The organism is Microbacterium sp. GW821-FHT01D02 (assembly GCF_059422585.1).
On record NZ_JBWKXB010000003.1, the window covers coordinates 1 to 16,828 of the forward strand.

At 70.4% G+C, this 16,828-nt stretch carries 16 protein-coding genes and 1 rRNA gene; all 17 read left to right on the forward strand.

What is annotated here, in order from left to right; translation table 11 throughout:
- Window positions 1-72: 72 nt before the first annotated feature.
- The 17 genes from rrf to der all read left to right on the forward strand — a co-directional run bounded on the left by rrf (window position 73) and on the right by der (window position 16,811).
- Window positions 73-189: ribosomal RNA gene (rrf, locus tag AC07VM_RS13460) — 5S ribosomal RNA — on the forward strand.
- 75 nt (window positions 190-264) lie between these two features.
- Window positions 265-2,301, forward strand: a complete 2,037-nt coding sequence (locus AC07VM_RS13465; protein ID WP_494911725.1) for a primosomal protein — start codon at window positions 265-267, stop codon at window positions 2,299-2,301.
- On the forward strand, window positions 2,301-3,338 hold the full coding sequence (locus tag AC07VM_RS13470) for an HAD-IIA family hydrolase (protein WP_494911727.1): 1,038 nt from the start codon (window positions 2,301-2,303) through the stop codon (window positions 3,336-3,338). The genes AC07VM_RS13465 and AC07VM_RS13470 overlap by 1 nt, the downstream gene beginning before the upstream one ends.
- A gap of 52 nt (window positions 3,339-3,390) precedes the next feature.
- Complete coding sequence (locus AC07VM_RS13475) at window positions 3,391-3,567, forward strand: hypothetical protein (RefSeq protein WP_267415152.1); 177 nt, start codon at window positions 3,391-3,393, stop codon at window positions 3,565-3,567.
- Window positions 3,564-4,361, forward strand: coding sequence for a TlyA family RNA methyltransferase (locus AC07VM_RS13480; protein WP_494911728.1), 798 nt, complete (start codon window positions 3,564-3,566; stop codon window positions 4,359-4,361). Before AC07VM_RS13475 ends, AC07VM_RS13480 begins: the two co-directional genes overlap by 4 nt.
- Window positions 4,358-5,278: an NAD kinase gene (locus AC07VM_RS13485; protein WP_494911730.1), complete on the forward strand. Its 921-nt coding sequence runs from the start codon at window positions 4,358-4,360 to the stop codon at window positions 5,276-5,278. The genes AC07VM_RS13480 and AC07VM_RS13485 overlap by 4 nt, the downstream gene beginning before the upstream one ends.
- A complete protein-coding gene (recN, locus tag AC07VM_RS13490; protein WP_494911732.1) occupies window positions 5,275-6,966 on the forward strand; it encodes a DNA repair protein RecN in 1,692 nt (563 codons plus the stop codon). The genes AC07VM_RS13485 and recN overlap by 4 nt, the downstream gene beginning before the upstream one ends.
- 17 nt (window positions 6,967-6,983) lie before the next feature.
- A complete protein-coding gene (pyrG, locus tag AC07VM_RS13495; protein ID WP_267415146.1) occupies window positions 6,984-8,678 on the forward strand; it encodes a CTP synthase in 1,695 nt (564 codons plus the stop codon).
- Window positions 8,671-9,252: an NUDIX domain-containing protein gene (locus AC07VM_RS13500; protein ID WP_267415144.1), complete on the forward strand. Its 582-nt coding sequence runs from the start codon at window positions 8,671-8,673 to the stop codon at window positions 9,250-9,252. Before pyrG ends, AC07VM_RS13500 begins: the two co-directional genes overlap by 8 nt.
- Window positions 9,253-9,255: 3 nt before the next feature.
- Window positions 9,256-10,158: a site-specific tyrosine recombinase XerD gene (gene xerD, locus AC07VM_RS13505; protein WP_494911734.1), complete on the forward strand. Its 903-nt coding sequence runs from the start codon at window positions 9,256-9,258 to the stop codon at window positions 10,156-10,158.
- A gap of 168 nt (window positions 10,159-10,326) precedes the next feature.
- Window positions 10,327-11,160: a ParA family protein gene (locus tag AC07VM_RS13510; protein ID WP_267418565.1), complete on the forward strand. Its 834-nt coding sequence runs from the start codon at window positions 10,327-10,329 to the stop codon at window positions 11,158-11,160.
- Window positions 11,144-12,001 (forward strand): segregation and condensation protein A, encoded by an 858-nt coding sequence (locus AC07VM_RS13515; protein WP_416383314.1) that lies wholly within the window; start codon window positions 11,144-11,146, stop codon window positions 11,999-12,001. Before AC07VM_RS13510 ends, AC07VM_RS13515 begins: the two co-directional genes overlap by 17 nt.
- Window positions 11,991-12,647, forward strand: coding sequence for an SMC-Scp complex subunit ScpB (gene scpB, locus AC07VM_RS13520; RefSeq protein ID WP_494911735.1), 657 nt, complete (start codon window positions 11,991-11,993; stop codon window positions 12,645-12,647). Before AC07VM_RS13515 ends, scpB begins: the two co-directional genes overlap by 11 nt.
- A complete protein-coding gene (locus AC07VM_RS13525) occupies window positions 12,644-13,450 on the forward strand; it encodes a pseudouridine synthase (protein WP_267415141.1) in 807 nt (268 codons plus the stop codon). The genes scpB and AC07VM_RS13525 overlap by 4 nt, the downstream gene beginning before the upstream one ends.
- Window positions 13,447-14,583, forward strand: coding sequence for a prephenate dehydrogenase (locus tag AC07VM_RS13530; RefSeq protein WP_267415140.1), 1,137 nt, complete (start codon window positions 13,447-13,449; stop codon window positions 14,581-14,583). The genes AC07VM_RS13525 and AC07VM_RS13530 overlap by 4 nt, the downstream gene beginning before the upstream one ends.
- A complete protein-coding gene (cmk, locus tag AC07VM_RS13535; protein ID WP_267415139.1) occupies window positions 14,576-15,298 on the forward strand; it encodes a (d)CMP kinase in 723 nt (240 codons plus the stop codon). The genes AC07VM_RS13530 and cmk overlap by 8 nt, the downstream gene beginning before the upstream one ends.
- Before the next feature lie 40 nt (window positions 15,299-15,338).
- Complete coding sequence (der, locus tag AC07VM_RS13540) at window positions 15,339-16,811, forward strand: ribosome biogenesis GTPase Der (RefSeq protein WP_267418563.1); 1,473 nt, start codon at window positions 15,339-15,341, stop codon at window positions 16,809-16,811.
- Window positions 16,812-16,828: the final 17 nt, after the last annotated feature.

The window sequence follows — 16,828 nt, forward strand, 5'->3', positions numbered from 1 at the left end:
TCTCGATGTACGGTCGAGAACCGCATAACAACAATGACTTTGTTATGTGTTTGATTGAAACATCAATAGTGTTTCGGTGGCCATAGCGTGAGGGAAACGCCCGGTTACATTCCGAACCCGGAAGCTAAGCCTCACAGCGCCGATGGTACTGCAGGGGGGACCCTGTGGGAGAGTAGGACACCGCCGGACTCCTTTTAGTCAAAATGGCCACCCATCGTTGGGTGGCCATTTTGCGTTTACACGAAAAGAACAGGGAGCATCATCATGCCGGAAGAGGAACAGCGCCGTCCGCGTCGCAACGACGACAATGGATCGCGCGCGAATCGCCCTTCCGGCGGACGCCCCGATCGCAGCCGTGATGGCTCCGCACCGCGCCGTGAAGGCGGCGGTGGCTACAACCGTGATGGTGGTGCGCCTCGTCGCGATGGTGGTGGCTACAACCGTGATGGTGGTGCCCCGCGCCGCGATGGCGGCTACAACCGTGATGGTGCTGCGCCGCGCCGTGAGGGTGGTGGCTACAACCGTGATGGTGCAGCTCCCCGTCGCGACGGCGGTGCCCCGCGCCGCGATGGCGGCTACAACCGTGATGGTGCAGCTCCTCGCCGTGAAGGTGGTGGCTACAACCGTGACGGTGGTGCCCCTCGCCGTGAGGGTGGTTACAACCGTGACGGTGGTGCGCCTCGCCGTGAAGGCGGCTACAACCGTGATGGTGCCGCGCCCCGTCGCGAGGGCGGCTACAACCGTGATGGTGGTGCGCCGCGCCGCGAGGGCGGCTACAACCGTGATGGTGGTGCGCCGCGCCGCGAGGGCGGCTACAACCGTGATGGTGGTGCTCCGCGCCGCGAGGGCGGCTACAACCGTGATGGTGGTGCGCCGCGCCGCGAGGGCGGCTACAACCGTGACGGTGGTGCCCCGCGCCGCGAGGGCGGCTACAACCGTGACGGTGGTGCCCCGCGCCGCGAGGGCGGCTACAACCGTGACGGTGCTGCTCCCCGTCGCGAGGGCGGCTACAACCGTGATGGTGCTGCCCCGCGCCGTGAAGGCGGCGGCTACAACCGTGATGGTGGTGCCCCGCGCCGTGAAGGCGGCGGCTACAACCGTGACGGTGGTGCCCCGCGCCGTGAAGGTGGCTACAACCGTGACGGTGGTGCCCCGCGCCGTGAGGGTGGCGGCTTCAACCGTGACTCCGGTCCCCGCCGGGAGGGTGGCGATCGCGACCGTTCACGTTCCTTCCCGCAGCGTGGGGGAGCGGGCCGCGAGCGTCCGGCCCAGGCCGCGAACGAGCGGCCGCGGTTCGACGAGCCGCAGATTCCCGATGACGTCACCGCGCGCGACCTCAACGGCGCTGCGCGCAATGAGCTCAAGACGCTGAGCAAGGAGAACGCCGAGCACGTGGCGCGCCACCTGGCCATGGCTTCGCGCCTCATCGACGAGGATCCGGCGCTCGCCCACGAGCACGCGCTGGCAGCTTCCCGCCGTGCCGGCCGCATCGCGATCGTTCGCGAGACGCTCGGCATCACTGCTTACGCCAACGAGGACTTCGCCCTTGCGCTGCGCGAGCTCCGCACCTACCGGCGGATCTCCGGCAAGGACGATCAGATCGCGTTGATGGTCGACAGTGAGCGTGGCATCGGTCGTTCCGATCGCGCCCTCGAGACCGGTCGCGCCGTCGACCGTTCTGCGCTCGAGACGCCCGTCCGTGTCGCACTGGCCATCGCGATGTCGGGAGCTCGTCTCGACCAGGGCGACCTCGAGCTCGCGCTCGGTGAGCTCGAGATCCCTGAGCTCGACCCGGATCGTGCCTTCGAGTGGAGCCCCGCGCTGTTCGCCGCGCGGGCGGCCGTGCTGGAAGACCTCGGACGAACAGACGAGGCCGAGTTCTGGTCTCACCGCGCGGAGGTCGCAGCCGAGGCTCTGGGCGTCGACGAAGCCGGCGACGAGGAGATCTTCATCGAGGACAGCCTGATCGAGGGCGAGTTCCCCGACGACGAGATCACCGAGCAGCCCGACGCCGAGCAGCCCGACGCTGAGCAGCCCAACGCTGACGCTGACGCTGAGCAGCCTGACGCTGACGCTGACGCTGACGCTGACGCTGAGCAGCCTGACGCTGACGCTGACGCTGACGCTGACGCTGAGCAGGCGGATGAGCCTGCGGCGGATGAGCCTGCGGTCGAGGAAGAGCCGACGGTCGAGGACGAGGTGCGCGAGCTCCTCGGCGAGGACGAGTCGGAAGACGAATCCGCGTCCGCGGCGGGCACCGCTGATTCCACGACCGGCACCGACGAGGACCCGGAGGCGTAGTGGCGCTGTTCTCCCGGAAGCGCGCCCCGCGTACACCGCTCGATGGCGTGGACACGATCCTCGCCGACCTCGACGGCGTCGTGTACGCGGGCCCCGGCGCCCTGCCCTTCGCCGTCGACAGCCTCAACGAGGCCGCGAAGTCGGCGCGACTCGGCTACATCACGAACAACGCAGCGCGGACGGATGCCTCGGTCGCGGAGCACCTGAGCAGCCTCGGGCTCCGGGTCGAGCCGTCCGATGTGGTCACGAGTCCGCAGGCGGCGATGCGCCTGATGGCGCAGATCGTGCCGGCGCCCGCGACGATCCTCGTGATCGGCGGCGACGGACTGGTCGATGAGGTGCAGAAGGCCGGCTACACGGTGACGCGCAGCGCGGAGGACTCCCCGAGCGCCGTCGTCCAGGGGTTCGCTCCGGAAGTGGCCTGGACGGACCTCGCCGAGGCTGCCTTCGCCCTCAAACTTCCGGAGGACGAGGGCGGCATCCCCTGGATCGCCACCAACACGGACTGGACGATTCCGCGCGAGCGCGGCGTCGCACCGGGTAACGGCACCCTGGTCTCGGCCGTCCACACCGCCATCGGCCGCCTGGCCACCGTCGCCGGGAAGCCCGAGGCGCCGATCTTCGAGGAAGCGCTCGCCCGGTTCGGGGCGGAGAAGGCGCTCTTCATCGGCGACCGCCTCGACACCGACATCATGGGCGCGAGCCGCGTCGGCATCGACTCGGTCCTCGTCCTCACGGGCATCGATCGACCGAAGCACGTCCTGGCGGCGCCGGAGGGCTCGCGGCCGACCTACATCCTCAGCGATCTGCGCGAACTGCACGAGCCGTACCCGGAGGCGAAGGAGCGCGACGGCGTCTTCGACGTCAACGGCGCGGCCGTGCGCGTGACCGGTGCGGATGTGGAGATCGTGGCGGAGTCCGGTTCGCAGATCGACCTGCTTCGGGCCGGCGCGGCCGCGATCTGGGCCTCGGGCACTCCGGTGTTCGTGCTGCGCGTTCCCGAGCGGCTCTACGACGACCCGTTCCACCGCCCCTAGGCGACCTCGCGTGGCTCCGGCACGTGTCGGAGCGGCCGCGTACAGTGGAACCGTGAGCGAAGAGACGACGAGCGCGCCGACCGACGGCCTGTGGAGCCGCCTGCGCCTGATCGAGGGACAGCCCCTCCCGGCCCGGGCCGACGCCTACGCGGCCCTGCACGACGAGCTCTCCCGACGCCTCGAGAGCGGTGCGAAGCTCGACCAGCGGGAGACCTCGGGATCCCGATGACGCGACTCGACGCTGCCCTCGCCGCCCGAGGACTCGCCCGCTCGCGCAGCCACGCGGCCACCCTCATCTCCGGCGGTCTCGTGAGCGTCGACGGCCGTCCGGTGGTCAAGGCCTCCACCGCGGTCGACGATTCCGCCGAGATCACCATCGCGGGCGCCGACCACTACGTCGGCCGCGCCGCCCACAAGCTCATCGCGGGCCTCGACGGCTTCGGCATCGAGGTGCACGACCGGCTCGCTCTCGACATGGGGGCATCCACCGGCGGTTTCACGCAGGTGCTGCGGGAGCGCGGTGCCCGCAAGGTGCTCGCGGTCGACGTCGGACACGGGCAGCTGGCACCGTCGATCGCCGCGGACGCCGGCGTCGTCGCGGTCGAGGGCTACAACGTCCGACACATGACGCCGGAGAATCTGGCGGAGGCGACCGGCGAGACCACCGCCCCCGACCTCGTGGTGGGCGACCTCTCGTTCATCTCCCTCGAACTCGTGCTGCCGGCCGTGGCCGGCGTCGCGGCTCCGGGCTCCGATGTGCTCCTCCTCGTGAAGCCGCAGTTCGAGGTGGGACGCACGGCGGTGCGCGGGGGACTGGTCACCGACCCGGCCACCCGTGCCGACGCCGTCGCGCGCACCGTGTGGAGCGCGTGGGACACGGGACTCGGGATGCTCGGCATCCTTCCCTCCCCGATCCTGGGCACGCACGGCAATGCCGAGTATCTGGTGCATCTCGCGCCGGGCCGCGGCAGCAATCCGACAGAATGGTTGGACAGCATCAACCGACTGGCAGGAGGACGATGAACGAGCGCAGCATCCTGGTCGTCGCCCACGCCGGCCGAGTCGACACCGTCGACGCCGCCCGTCGTGTGATCACGGCCCTGCGAGAAGCCGGGGCACGACCGGTCCTGGCCGACGACGACCACGCCGCCCTCACCGCGGTGGACGACTTCTTCGCCGACGCCGACGTCCTCGGCACCTCGGTCGATCCCGCCGATCTGGAGCTGGCGATCGTGCTGGGAGGAGACGGGACGATCCTGCGCGCCGCGGAACTCGTGCGCGACAGCGGGGCGCCCGTGCTCGGCATCAACATGGGCCACGTCGGCTTCCTCGCCGAGATCGACCGTGACGACATGGACAGAGCGGTGCGCCGCGTGATCGACCGCGACTACGAGGTCGAGGAGCGCCTCGCCCTGTCAGTGCGGGTGAAGGACGCTGCTGGCGCCGTCGTCTACGAGACCTGGGCGCTCAACGAGGCCACGGTCGAGAAGGCCAGCCGGGAGCGGATGATCGAGGTGGTGCTCGAGATCGACGGCCGCCCGCTGTCGAGCTTCGGCTGCGACGGCATGGTCGTCTCCACGCCGACCGGTTCGACCGCCTACAACTTCTCCGCCGGAGGGCCGGTCATCTGGCCCACCGTCGAGGCGATCGCGGTCGTGCCGCTGTCGGCCCACGCCCTGTTCGCCAAACCGCTCGTGGTCAGCCCCGATGCCGCGGTCGCGATCGAGATGCTCGAGCGCACCGACGGCTCCGGGATCCTCTGGTGCGACGGCCGCCGCTCGCACGATCTGCCGCCCGGCGCTCGCGTCGTGGTGCGTCGGTCGTCCCGCCCCGTCCGACTCGCACGACTGCACCCGACGGCCTTCACCGACCGCCTCGTGCGCAAGTTCCAGCTGCCCGTCGAAGGATGGCGCGGTCAGGATCAGGGGGCGCCGTCGTGATCGAGGAGATGCGGATGCAGGGGCTCGGCGTCATCGCCGATGCCGTGCTGCCCCTCGGTCCCGGATTCACGGCGATCACCGGTGAGACCGGTGCCGGCAAGACGATGGTGGTCACGGGCCTCGGGCTGCTGCTCGGCCAGCGCGCCGACTCCGGCGCCGTGCGCGCCGGCGCCGCGCAGGCTTCCGTGGCCGGCGTATGGATCGTCCCCGAGCGCGGAGACGTGGCCGAGATCGTCGCGGATGCCGGCGGAGAGCTGGAGCCCGCGGGATCCGGCACCGCCGAGCTCTACGTGTCGCGCACGCTGAGTGCGGAAGGCCGCAGCCGCGCGAGTGTCGGCGGACGAGCCGCACCGGCCGGCGTGCTCTCCTCGCTCGCGGAAGAACTCGTCGTCGTGCACGGTCAGTCCGAGCAGTTGCGCCTGCGCTCGGCGGCCGCTCAGAGAGACGCCCTGGACCGCTTCGGCGGAGCCCCGATCGCGGAGGCGCTCGAGCTGTACGCCGGCTCCTTCACGCGCTGGCGCACCATCGACACCGAGATCACCGAGATCACCGAGAACCGCGACCGCCGCGCCGAGGAGGCATCGCGGCTCCGGGAGGCGCTCGCGCTGATCGAGGCGACGGCACCGGAACCGGGGGAGGACCAGGAGCTCACCGAGCGCGCCGAACGCCTCGCGAACTCCGAGGAGCTGCGCCTCGCCGCCTCCCTCGCCCACGGAGCACTGTCGAGCGAGGAGGGCGAGCCGGACGCCTCGGCGCTGGTCGCGGAGGCGCGTCGTGTGCTCGAGCGGGCGTCCGACGCCAAGCTGACCGAGATCGGCGAGAGCCTCGCCGACATCGGCTACCGCATCGCCGACACCGCGGGACTCCTCTCGGCATACCTCGCCGACCTCGACGAGTCCGGGCCCCATGAGCTCGCCGCTGTGGAGGAGCGCCGCGCCGCGCTCGGCACCCTCGTCCGTGCGCACGGCTCCCTCGATGAGGCCCTCGCGCTCTGGCAGACCGGATCGGCGCGCCTGGCGGAGCTCGACGACGACGGAGAGCGCATCGAGAGGCTCCTCGCCGAACGCGACGCGGCCCGGGCGGAGCTGGACGCGCACGCGACCGCACTGACGGCCGCCCGGACCGACGCCGCCGCTCGCCTCGGTGAGGCGGTGACGGAGGAGCTCCACGCACTCGCTATGCCCGACGCGCGCCTCGAGGTCGCGGTCTCCGAGGGCGCCGAGAGCACGCACGGTCGCGATGACGTCGCGATCCTCCTCGCCCCGCACCCGGGCGCCGAGCCCCGCTCGGTCTCGAAGGGCGCCTCCGGGGGAGAGCTGTCCCGCGTGATGCTGGCGATCGAGGTCGTCATCGCCGGGACAGACCCGGTCCCCACGTTCGTCTTCGACGAGGTCGATGCCGGCATCGGCGGCGCCGCGGCGATCGAGGTGGGTCGGCGACTCGCCCGACTCGCCGAGAAGTCGCAGGTGATCGCGGTGACCCATCTCGCGCAGGTCGCGGCCTTCGCGAACAACCACCTCTCGGTCGTGAAAGCCAATGATGGCGCGGTCACGGCCTCCAGCGTCCGCCGTCTGGAAGGCGCGGAGAGGGAGGCCGAGATGGCCCGTCTGCTCTCCGGACTCGCCGATTCCGACGCCGCTCTGACGCACGCCCGCGAACTTCTCAGCCTCCGCGTCCCCGCCGCCTGATAGGATCGAAGCCCGTGATGAACTCTTCTTCTGCGGGACCCAAGAACGACACGACCAAGCACATCTTCGTGACTGGTGGTGTCGTTTCGTCTTTGGGCAAGGGGCTGACGGCTGCCAGCCTCGGCAACCTCCTCACGGCCCGTGGTCTGCGCGTCGTGATGCAGAAGCTCGACCCGTACCTGAACGTGGACCCGGGCACCATGAACCCGTTCCAGCACGGCGAGGTCTTCGTCACGGACGACGGCGCCGAGACCGACCTCGACATCGGACACTACGAGCGCTTCCTCGACATCAACCTGTCCGAGGCGGCGAACGTCACCACCGGCCAGATCTACTCGCAGGTCATCGCCCGTGAGCGTCGCGGCGAGTACCTCGGCGACACGGTGCAGGTGATCCCGCACATCACCGACGAGATCAAGCGCCGCATGCGCCTCCAGGCCTCCGAGGACCCGCGTCCCGACGTGATCATCACCGAGGTCGGCGGCACGGTCGGCGACATCGAGTCGCAGCCGTTCCTCGAGTCCGCTCGTCAGCTCCGTCACGAGCTCGGCCGCGACAGCGTCTTCTTCGTGCACGTCTCGCTCGTGCCGTTCATGGGCGCGTCGGGGGAGCAGAAGACCAAGCCGACCCAGCACTCCGTCGCCGCGCTCCGCCAGGTGGGCATCCAGCCCGACGCGCTCGTGCTCCGCAGCGACCGTCCGGTGAGCGTGAGCAACCGGAACAAGATCGCCCTCATGTGCGACGTCGACGTCGAAGGCGTCATCAACACGGTCGACCTGCCGAGCATCTACGACATCCCCTCGACGCTGAACGAGCAGGGCCTCGACTCGTACATCGTGCGTCGCCTCGGCCTCGACCAGAAGGCGGCCGACGTCGACTGGACCCGCTGGAACAAGGTGCTGCACGCGGTCCACAACCCCAAGCACGAGGTGACGATCGGCCTCGTCGGCAAGTACATCGACCTGCCGGACGCCTACCTCTCCGTGACCGAGGCCCTCAAGGCCGGCGGCTTCGCGCAGGAGACCAAGGTCAACATCCGCTGGATCCCCTCGGACCTGTGCGAGACGCCGGAAGGCGCGCAGGAGCAGCTGGCCCCGCTCGACGGCATCTGCGTGCCCGGCGGCTTCGGCATCCGCGGCATCGAGGGCAAGCTCGGCGCGCTGAAGTTCGCCCGCGAACAGGGCATCCCGACGCTCGGACTGTGCCTCGGCCTGCAGTGCATGGTCATCGAGTACGCCCGCGACGTCGCCGGCATCGCCGGAGCCTCCTCCAGCGAGTTCGACCCGGAGACCGCGGAGCCGGTCATCGCGACCATGGCCGAGCAGATCGACATCCTCGACGGCGGCGACCTCGGCGGCACCATGCGTCTCGGTCTCTACCAGGCGGCCCTCGCCGAAGGCTCCCTCGCCCGCGAGCTGTACGGTGCGCCGGAGGCCTCCGAGCGCCACCGCCACCGCTACGAGGTGAACAACGCCTACCGCGACCGTCTCACCGAGGCAGGACTGGTGTTCTCGGGTCTCAACCCCGAGCTCGACCTGGTCGAGTACGTCGAGCTGCCGCGCGACGTGCACCCGTACTACATCGCCACGCAGGCGCACCCGGAGCTGCGCTCGCGTCCGACCGACCCGCACCCGCTGTTCCGCGGCCTCGTCGGCGCCGCGATCGAGCGTCACCGGGCGAGCGAGCTGTTCGACGTCAGCGCCGATGACTGACTCGTCGCGGGACCTCCGGGACGAGCCGTTCGAGCCGGAGGTCCTCGACAGCGACCTCGTCTACGAGGGACGCGTGTGGGACGTGCGCTCCGACCGCGTGCGCTACGGCGACGGGGAGATCGTCCGCCAGTACGTCGCCCACACGGGCGCGGTGGCGATCCTCGCACTCGACGACGAGGGGCGCGTCCTGCTGATCCAGCAGTACCGCCACCCGATCCGCCATCGCGACTGGGAGCTGCCCGCCGGTCTGCTCGACGTGGAGGGCGAGGAACCGCTCGAGGCGGCCCGCCGCGAGCTCGCGGAGGAGGCCGACCTCGTCGCCGCGCACTGGGAGCCGCTGGTGTCGTCCTGGACCACTCCGGGCGGCAACGACGAGATCATCCACATCTTCCTCGCGACCGGTGTCTCGCCGGCCCCGTCGGCGCATGACCGCGAGGACGAGGAGGCCGACATCCGCGTGGAGTGGGTGCCGCTCGCGGATGCCGTCGACGCCGTGCTCGACGGGCGGATGCACAACGGCATCCTCACGATCGGCGTGCTGGCCGCCGCGCAGAGGCTGCGCGATCGGAGCTGAGGGATGCAGCTCGAGCGCGCTCTCGACGCCTACCTGCGTCATGTCACGATCGAGCGCGGCCTGAGCGAACACACGATCGCGGCCTATCGCCGAGACCTCGGCGGCTACGTCGACTGGCTGGCGGCGGAAGGCGTGGTCGACACGTCGGAGGTGACTCCGGCGGTCGTCGACCGCTTCATCACGGACCGTGCCTCGGCCGTGCCCGCCCCGGCATCGACGAGCCTGGCGCGGCTGCAGTCCTCCGTCCGCGGGTGGCATCGGTTCCTGGCGCGCGAGGGCATCGAGGACGACGACCCGAGCGGTCGGCTGCGCCCGCCCAAGGCTCCGCGTCGGCTGCCCAAGGCCCTGACCATCGACCAGGTCGAGCGGTTGCTCGCCGCACCGTCGCCGGAGGAGCCGATCGGCGTGCGAGACCGTGCCCTCCTGGAACTCCTGTACGCCACCGGGGCCCGCGTGTCGGAGGCGATCGGCCTCGATGTCGACGACCTCGCCCACGGCGACGTGCTGCGCCTGCGCGGCAAGGGGTCGAAGGAGCGCATCGTCCCGATCGGGTCGTATGCGCGGGCGGCCGTCGACGCCTACCTCACCCGGGTCCGTCCGGAGCTCGCGGCCAAGGGGCGGGCCTCGGCGCGACTGTTCCTCGGCGCGCGCGGAGCACCGCTGTCCCGGCAGAGCGCCTGGCTCGTCATCCGTGCCGCGGCGGAGCAGGCCCAGATCACAGCGGAGGTCTCGCCGCACACGCTGCGGCACTCCTTCGCGACACATCTGCTGCAGGGCGGCGCCGATGTGCGCGTCGTGCAGGAGCTGCTCGGACACTCCTCGGTCGCCACGACCCAGATCTACACGCACGTCTCCGTGGACACGCTGCGCGACATCTACGCGACCTCGCATCCCCGCGCCCGCTGAGACCGGGACACGCCCGCAGGATTCCCGGGAGGGGCCCGCGCCGCGTGCCGAGGCGGCCGAGCCACAGCCCGGCCGGTACAATCGACCAAGCACGAAGGAGCAGGAGAACCGGTGGCTGAGAAAGCGGCGAAGTCCAGGGCGAAGGCACAGAAGGCCGACGAGACCCCCATGGGACCCACCGGCCGCCCGTATCACGGGTTCCCGACCCCCGAGCCGTTGAAGTCCCACGGCCCGGCGCGCATCATCGCGCTGTGCAACCAGAAGGGCGGCGTCGGCAAGACGACGACCTCCATCAACCTGGCCGCCGCCCTCGCGGAATACGGCCGCAAGGTGCTCGCGGTCGACTTCGACCCGCAGGGTGCTCTCTCCGCGGGCCTCGGCATCCAGACGCACGACGTCCCCACGGTGTACGACCTGCTGCTCGACACCAAGCGCGACGCGCACGACGCGATCGTGCACTCGGGCGTCGAGGGCCTCGACGTGATGCCCGCCAACATCGACCTCTCCGCCGCCGAGGTGCACCTGGTCAACGAGGTCGCCCGTGAGACGATCCTCGCCCGCGTGCTGCGCCAGGTGGCGGGGGAGTACGACGTCATCCTCATCGACTGCCAGCCGTCGCTCGGCCTGCTGACGGTGAACGCGCTGACCGCTGCGCACGGTGTGATCATCCCGCTGGAGTGCGAGTTCTTCGCGCTGCGCGGCGTGGCCCTGCTCATCGAGACCATCGACAAGGTGCGCGACCGGCTGAACCCCTCGATCACGATGGACGGTCTGCTGGCGACGATGTACGACCCCCGCACCCTGCACTCCCGCGAGGTCCTCGAACGCGTGGTCGAGGCCTTCGGAGACGACGTGCTGGAGACCGTGATCGGCCGCACCGTGAAGTTCCCCGACGCCTCGGTGTCGGGTGTGCCCATCACCGAGTTCGCCCCCGAGCACGCGGCCGCTCAGGCATACCTGCGGCTGGCGCGGGAGCTGGTCGCCCGTGGCGCCGTCGCCTAGCGAGGGTCCTGTCGACGCGACGCTCGAGGAGAGCGCGGGCGATGCCGTCGCGGCGGAGAACGCCGGCTTCCGGGTCTCGCTGTCCAACTTCGACGGCCCGTTCGACCTGCTCCTCAACCTCATCTCGAAGCATGAGATGGACATCACCGAGGTCTCGCTGAGCGCGGTCACGAACGAGTTCATCGCCTACCTCGGCGCGCTCGACGATGAGGCGGAGCTGGACCAGGCATCCGAGTTCCTCGTGGTCGCGGCCACGCTGCTCGACATGAAGGTCGCCGGCCTGCTGCCGCAGGGGGAGCTGGTCGATGCCGAGGCGGTGGCCCTGCTCGAGGCGCGCGACCTGCTGTTCGCCCGCCTGCTGCAGTACCGGGCCTTCAAGGAGGTCTCGGCGTGGTTCTCCCGTTGCCTGCAGCGCGAGGACCGCAGGCACGTGCGCGCGGCACGGCTCGACGAGAAGCACCGTCGGCAGACGCCTGAACTCGTGTGGTCGCTGACCGCCGACGACTTCGCCGCGCTGGCACTGCTGGCGTTCGCGCCCAAGGAGATCCCGCACGTCGGCCTCGACCACCTGCACGCGCCGCTGGTCAGCATCCGCGAGCAGGCCGCGATCGTCGTGACGCTGCTGCGCGGCACCGAGTCGCTGAGCTTCCGCGAGCTGGTGGCGGGGGTGAGCGAGCCGGGCATCGTCGTGGCGCGCTTCATCTCGGTGCTGGAGCTCTACCGGCATGCGGCGCTGTCCTTCGAACAACTGGAACCGCTCGGCGAGCTCACGCTGCGCTGGGCAGCCGACTCCTGGTCGGACGAGACACTCGCGACCCTGGGGGCCGACTATGACCGATGACGCGACGGATGCCGTGACGGACGACGTGACGGAACCGACCGATTTACTGACCGATCCGCCGACTGATGACGTGACGGATGCCGCCGCCGAGATCCCGCTCTCCGAGCGCATCGAGGCGATCCTGCTCATCGTCGACGAGCCGCTCGGTCTGGTGGCCCTCGCCGCCGCGGTCGGCTCGCCCGTTCCCGCTGTGCGGCAGACGCTCGAGACCCTCGTCGAGGATTACGACGGCCGGGGCAAGGGGCCGCGACGCGGCTTCGAGCTCCGCGAGGTCGGTGGCGGCTGGCGGCTGTACGTGCGCGAGGATCTGGACACCCTGGTCGCGGACTTCGTCGGCGGGCAGGCTCCCGCCCGGCTCTCGCAGGCCGCGCTCGAGACGCTGGCCGTCATCGCGTACAAGCAGCCGGTGACGCGCAGTCAGGTCGCGTCGATCCGCGCCGTGAACGTCGATTCCGTCGTGCGCACGCTCCTCGCCCGCGGGCTGATCACCGAGCTGTTCGCCGACTCCGAGACCGGCGCGATCAACTACGGCACGACCGACGCACTCCTGCAGCACCTGGGCATCAACTCGCTCGACGAGCTGCCCCCGATCTCCCCGCTGCTCGATGACGGTGCAGACGGCTTCGACGAAGGGACCATCCGATGACGGGCTTCGACGCCTCCGCAGACTCCGAGGGCGCACCGGAGGGTGTGCGCCTGCAGAAGGTGCTCGCCGCCGCCGGCGTGGCCTCCCGCCGCGTGGTGGAGCAGTACATCGCCGAGGGACGCATCCGCGTCAACGGCATCGTCGTCTCCGAGCAGGGGCGACGGATCGACCCCGAGCACGATCTCGTGGACGTGGACGGCACCGCGATCCAGCTCGACGTCTCCAAGCGCTACGTCATGCTCAACAAGCCCACCGGCGTCGTCAGCAGCATGAAGGACGAGAACGGCCGCCCCGACCTGCGTCGCTTCACCGAGAAGTACGAGGAGCGCCTCTACAACGTCGGCCGCCTCGACGCCGAGACGAGCGGGCTGCTGATCCTCACGAACGACGGCGCCCTCGCGCACGTGCTCGCCCACCCCTCGTTCGGTGTGACCAAGGTGTACATCGCGAAGGTCGAGGGCACGGTCCTCCCGCAGACGATCTCGAAGCTGACGAAGGGCATCGAGCTCGAGGACGGGCCGATCGCCGCCGACAAGGCGAGGCTGCTGGACACCTCCCGCGAGGAGAGCCTGGTCGAGCTGACGCTGCACTCCGGACGCAATCGGATCGTGCGCCGGATGCTCGCCGCGGTCGGACATCCGGTCACGGAACTGGTCCGTCGGCAGTTCGGCCCGCTCCACCTGGGAACCCTCCCGGCCGGGAAGACGCGGGAACTGAGTAAAATCGAACTCGGCGCGCTTTTGACCCTGTCGCGCCGTGATTCCGGTGTCGCCGAGGCGCCAGGCGAGCAGGAGAGCGAATGACCGATACGACGAGTGCGCCCACGGCGCGGAGAGCGGGCACCGTCGCGCCGCGCCTCTCCGGCACCGTCCGCATCGTCGGCGCCGGACTCCTCGGCGCGAGCGTCGGCCACGCGCTCCGCTCGAAGGGCGTCGACGTGGTGCTCACCGACGCCTCGCCCGCGCAGTTGCGCCTCGCCGTCGACTACGGCGCGGGACGTCTCGCCGCGGAGGACGATGCTCCGTCGCTGATCGTCGTGGCCGTGCCGCCGGACGTCACCGCCGACGTGATCCAGGCCGAGCTCGAGCGCTTCCCGGAAGCCGTCGTCACCGACGTCGCCAGCGTGAAGCTCGACCCGTTCCGCACGCTGAAGTCGCGCGGTGTCGACCTCACCCGCTACATCGGCTCGCACCCGCTCGCCGGACGCGAGCGCGGCGGTGCGATCTCCGCCCGCGCCGATCTGTTCATCGGACGCCCGTGGGTCGTGTGCCGCGATGAGGACACCAAGGCCTCCGACCTGGCGCTCGTCGAAGCGCTCGCCCTGGACGTGGGCGCGATGCCGCTCGAGATGACGCCGGAGGAGCACGATCGCTCCGTCGCCCTCACCTCGCACGTGCCCCAGGTGGTCGCGAGCCTGCTCGCCGGTCGCCTCGCAGGGGCCGAAGAAGGGGCTCTCCGCCTCGCCGGGCAGGGCGTCCGCGACACGACGCGCATCGCCGCATCCGCGCCCGAGCTCTGGGTGCAGATCCTCGGTGCGAACGCGGGACCCGTCGTCGAGATCCTCGACGCCCTCGCCTCCGACCTCGGAGAGATCTCCGACGCGCTGCGCGAGCCGGCGGCGCCCGGAGCCCGGCGCATCGTCGCCGAGACCATCCGCCAGGGCAACGACGGCGTCGAACGCCTGCCGGGCAAGCACGGGCAGAACCGTCGCTTCGAGTCGCTCATCGTCATGGTCGACGACACGGCGGGCCAGCTGGGTCGTCTGTTCGGCGAGCTCGGCGAACTCGGCGTCAACGTCGAAGACCTCCGTCTCGAGCACTCTCCGGGGGCGCAGTTCGGTCTGGCGGAGATCAGCGTCGACCCGGCCGCGCTGCACGGTGCGATCACCGGACTTCAGGAACGCGGCTGGCGGATTGCAGGGAACACCAATGACTGACACCTCGACCTCCTCCACGGCGCCGGAGCACGTCGCCGACGCCACGAAGTTCATCGCGATCGACGGGCCTGCCGGTTCCGGCAAGTCCAGCGTCTCGAAGGCCGTCGCCCGCAAGCTCGGCTTCGGCTACCTCGACACCGGATCCGCGTACCGCGCTCTCGCGTGGCACGTGCTCGACCGCGGCACCGACACGGACGACGCCGACGCCGTGCTCGCCGCTGCATCCGACTTCCCGGTGCGTCTGGGGCTCGACCCCGACGACCGGACCGTCCTCGTCGGTGACACCGAGATCACCGAGGCGATCCGCGAACCGCGGGTCTCGGGCGCCGTGAGCGGCGTGGCGCGCGTGCCCGAGGTGCGCGTGCAGGTGAACGAACTCTTCCGACGTCTCGTGTCCGAGTCGTCGTACCCCGCCGTTGTCGTCGAGGGCCGTGACATCACGACCGTCGTCGCACCGGATGCCCCCGTGCGCATCCTGCTCACCGCGGCCCCCGAGGTACGGGCCGCCCGCCGTGCCGGCGAACTCGCCGGCGAGAACGCGGAGGCCGTCGCCGCAGCACTGCACAAGCGCGACGCCTCCGACAGCGCCGTCGTCGACTTCCTGAACGCCGCAGAAGGCGTCGAGGTCGTCGATTCGACGGAGCTCGATTTCCCCCAGACCATCGACGCCGTCCTCACGGTGATCGAACGAATCCAAGGAGCACACCGTGGCTGACGAAGAATACGAAGGCGGCCCCGACCAGCTCGCCGAGAAGATGGACCAGCTCGACGAGCATCTCGCCGAGCAGCGCGCGGAGACCCTGCGCGCCGGCCTCTCCGACTACGAGCTGGACGATGAGGACGCCGCGCTCCTCGCGGGCATCACGCTCGGCGAGGACGGCATCCACTACAGCCCCGCGCTTCCCGTGGTGGCGATCGTCGGACGCCCGAACGTCGGCAAGTCCGCCCTCGTGAACCGCATCCTCGGTCGCCGCGAGGCCGTCGTGGAGGACACCCCCGGCGTGACCCGCGACCGCGTGACGTACAAGGCCGAGTGGGCCGACCGCCGCTTCTCGCTCGTCGACACCGGTGGGTGGGAGCCCGACGCCCGCGGCATCGACCGCTCGGTCGCGATGCAGGCCGAGGTCGCGATCGACCTCGCCGACATGGTGCTGTTCGTCGTCGACGCGATGGTGGGTGCCACCTCGACCGACGAGCACGTCGTGAAGCTGCTCCGCAAGAGCGGCAAGCCCGTGTTCCTCGTGGCCAACAAGATCGACGACGCCCGCCAGGAGCCCGAGACCGCAGCCCTGTGGAGCCTGGGGCTCGGCGAGCCGTACCCCGTCTCGGCCATCCACGGACGTGGCGTCGCCGACCTGCTGGACGCCGTGCTCAAGAAGCTCCCCGAGGTCTCGGCCGTCGCGAAGCAGGAGATCGGCGGACCGCGCCGCGTGGCCATCCTCGGTCGCCCGAACGTGGGCAAGTCGTCGCTGCTGAACAAGGCAGCCGGCGAGGAGCGCGTGGTCGTCAACGACCTGGCCGGCACCACTCGTGACCCGGTCGACGAGGTCGTGGAGCTCGGCGGGAAGATGTGGCGCCTGGTCGACACGGCCGGCATCCGTCGTCGCGTGCACATGGCGCAGGGCGCGGACTTCTACGCCTCGCTGCGTACTTCCGCGGCTCTGGAGAAGGCCGAAGTGGCCGTCGTCGTGCTGGATGTGTCGGAGACCATCAGCGAGCAGGACGTGCGCATCATCGACCTCGTGCTGGAGTCGGGCCGCGCGCTCGTGCTGGCGTTCAACAAGTGGGACCGTCTGAACGACGACGACCTCGAGAACGCCGACCGCCGTCGCTACCTGGAGCGCGAGATCGAGCAGGACCTGGCGCACGTCGCCTGGGCTCCGCGCGTGAACATCTCCGCGAAGACCGGACGCCACCTCGATAAGCTCGTGCCCGCGCTGGAGACCTCGCTGGAGAACTGGGACCGTCGCATCCCGACGGGCAAGTTCAACGCGTTCCTCGCAGAGCTCGTGGCCGAGCACCCGCACCCGCTGCGCGGCGGCAAGCAGCCGCGCATCCTGTTCGGCACGCAGGCGTCGACGCGCCCGCCCACGTTCGTCCTGTTCACGACCGGGTTCCTCGACCCCGGGTACCGCCGGTTCATCCAGCGCCGCCTGCGCGAGCTGTACTCGTTCGAGGGCACGCCGATCGTGATCAACATGCGCGTGCGCGAGAAGCGCCAGCGCTGACCTGTTCCGGCGCATGT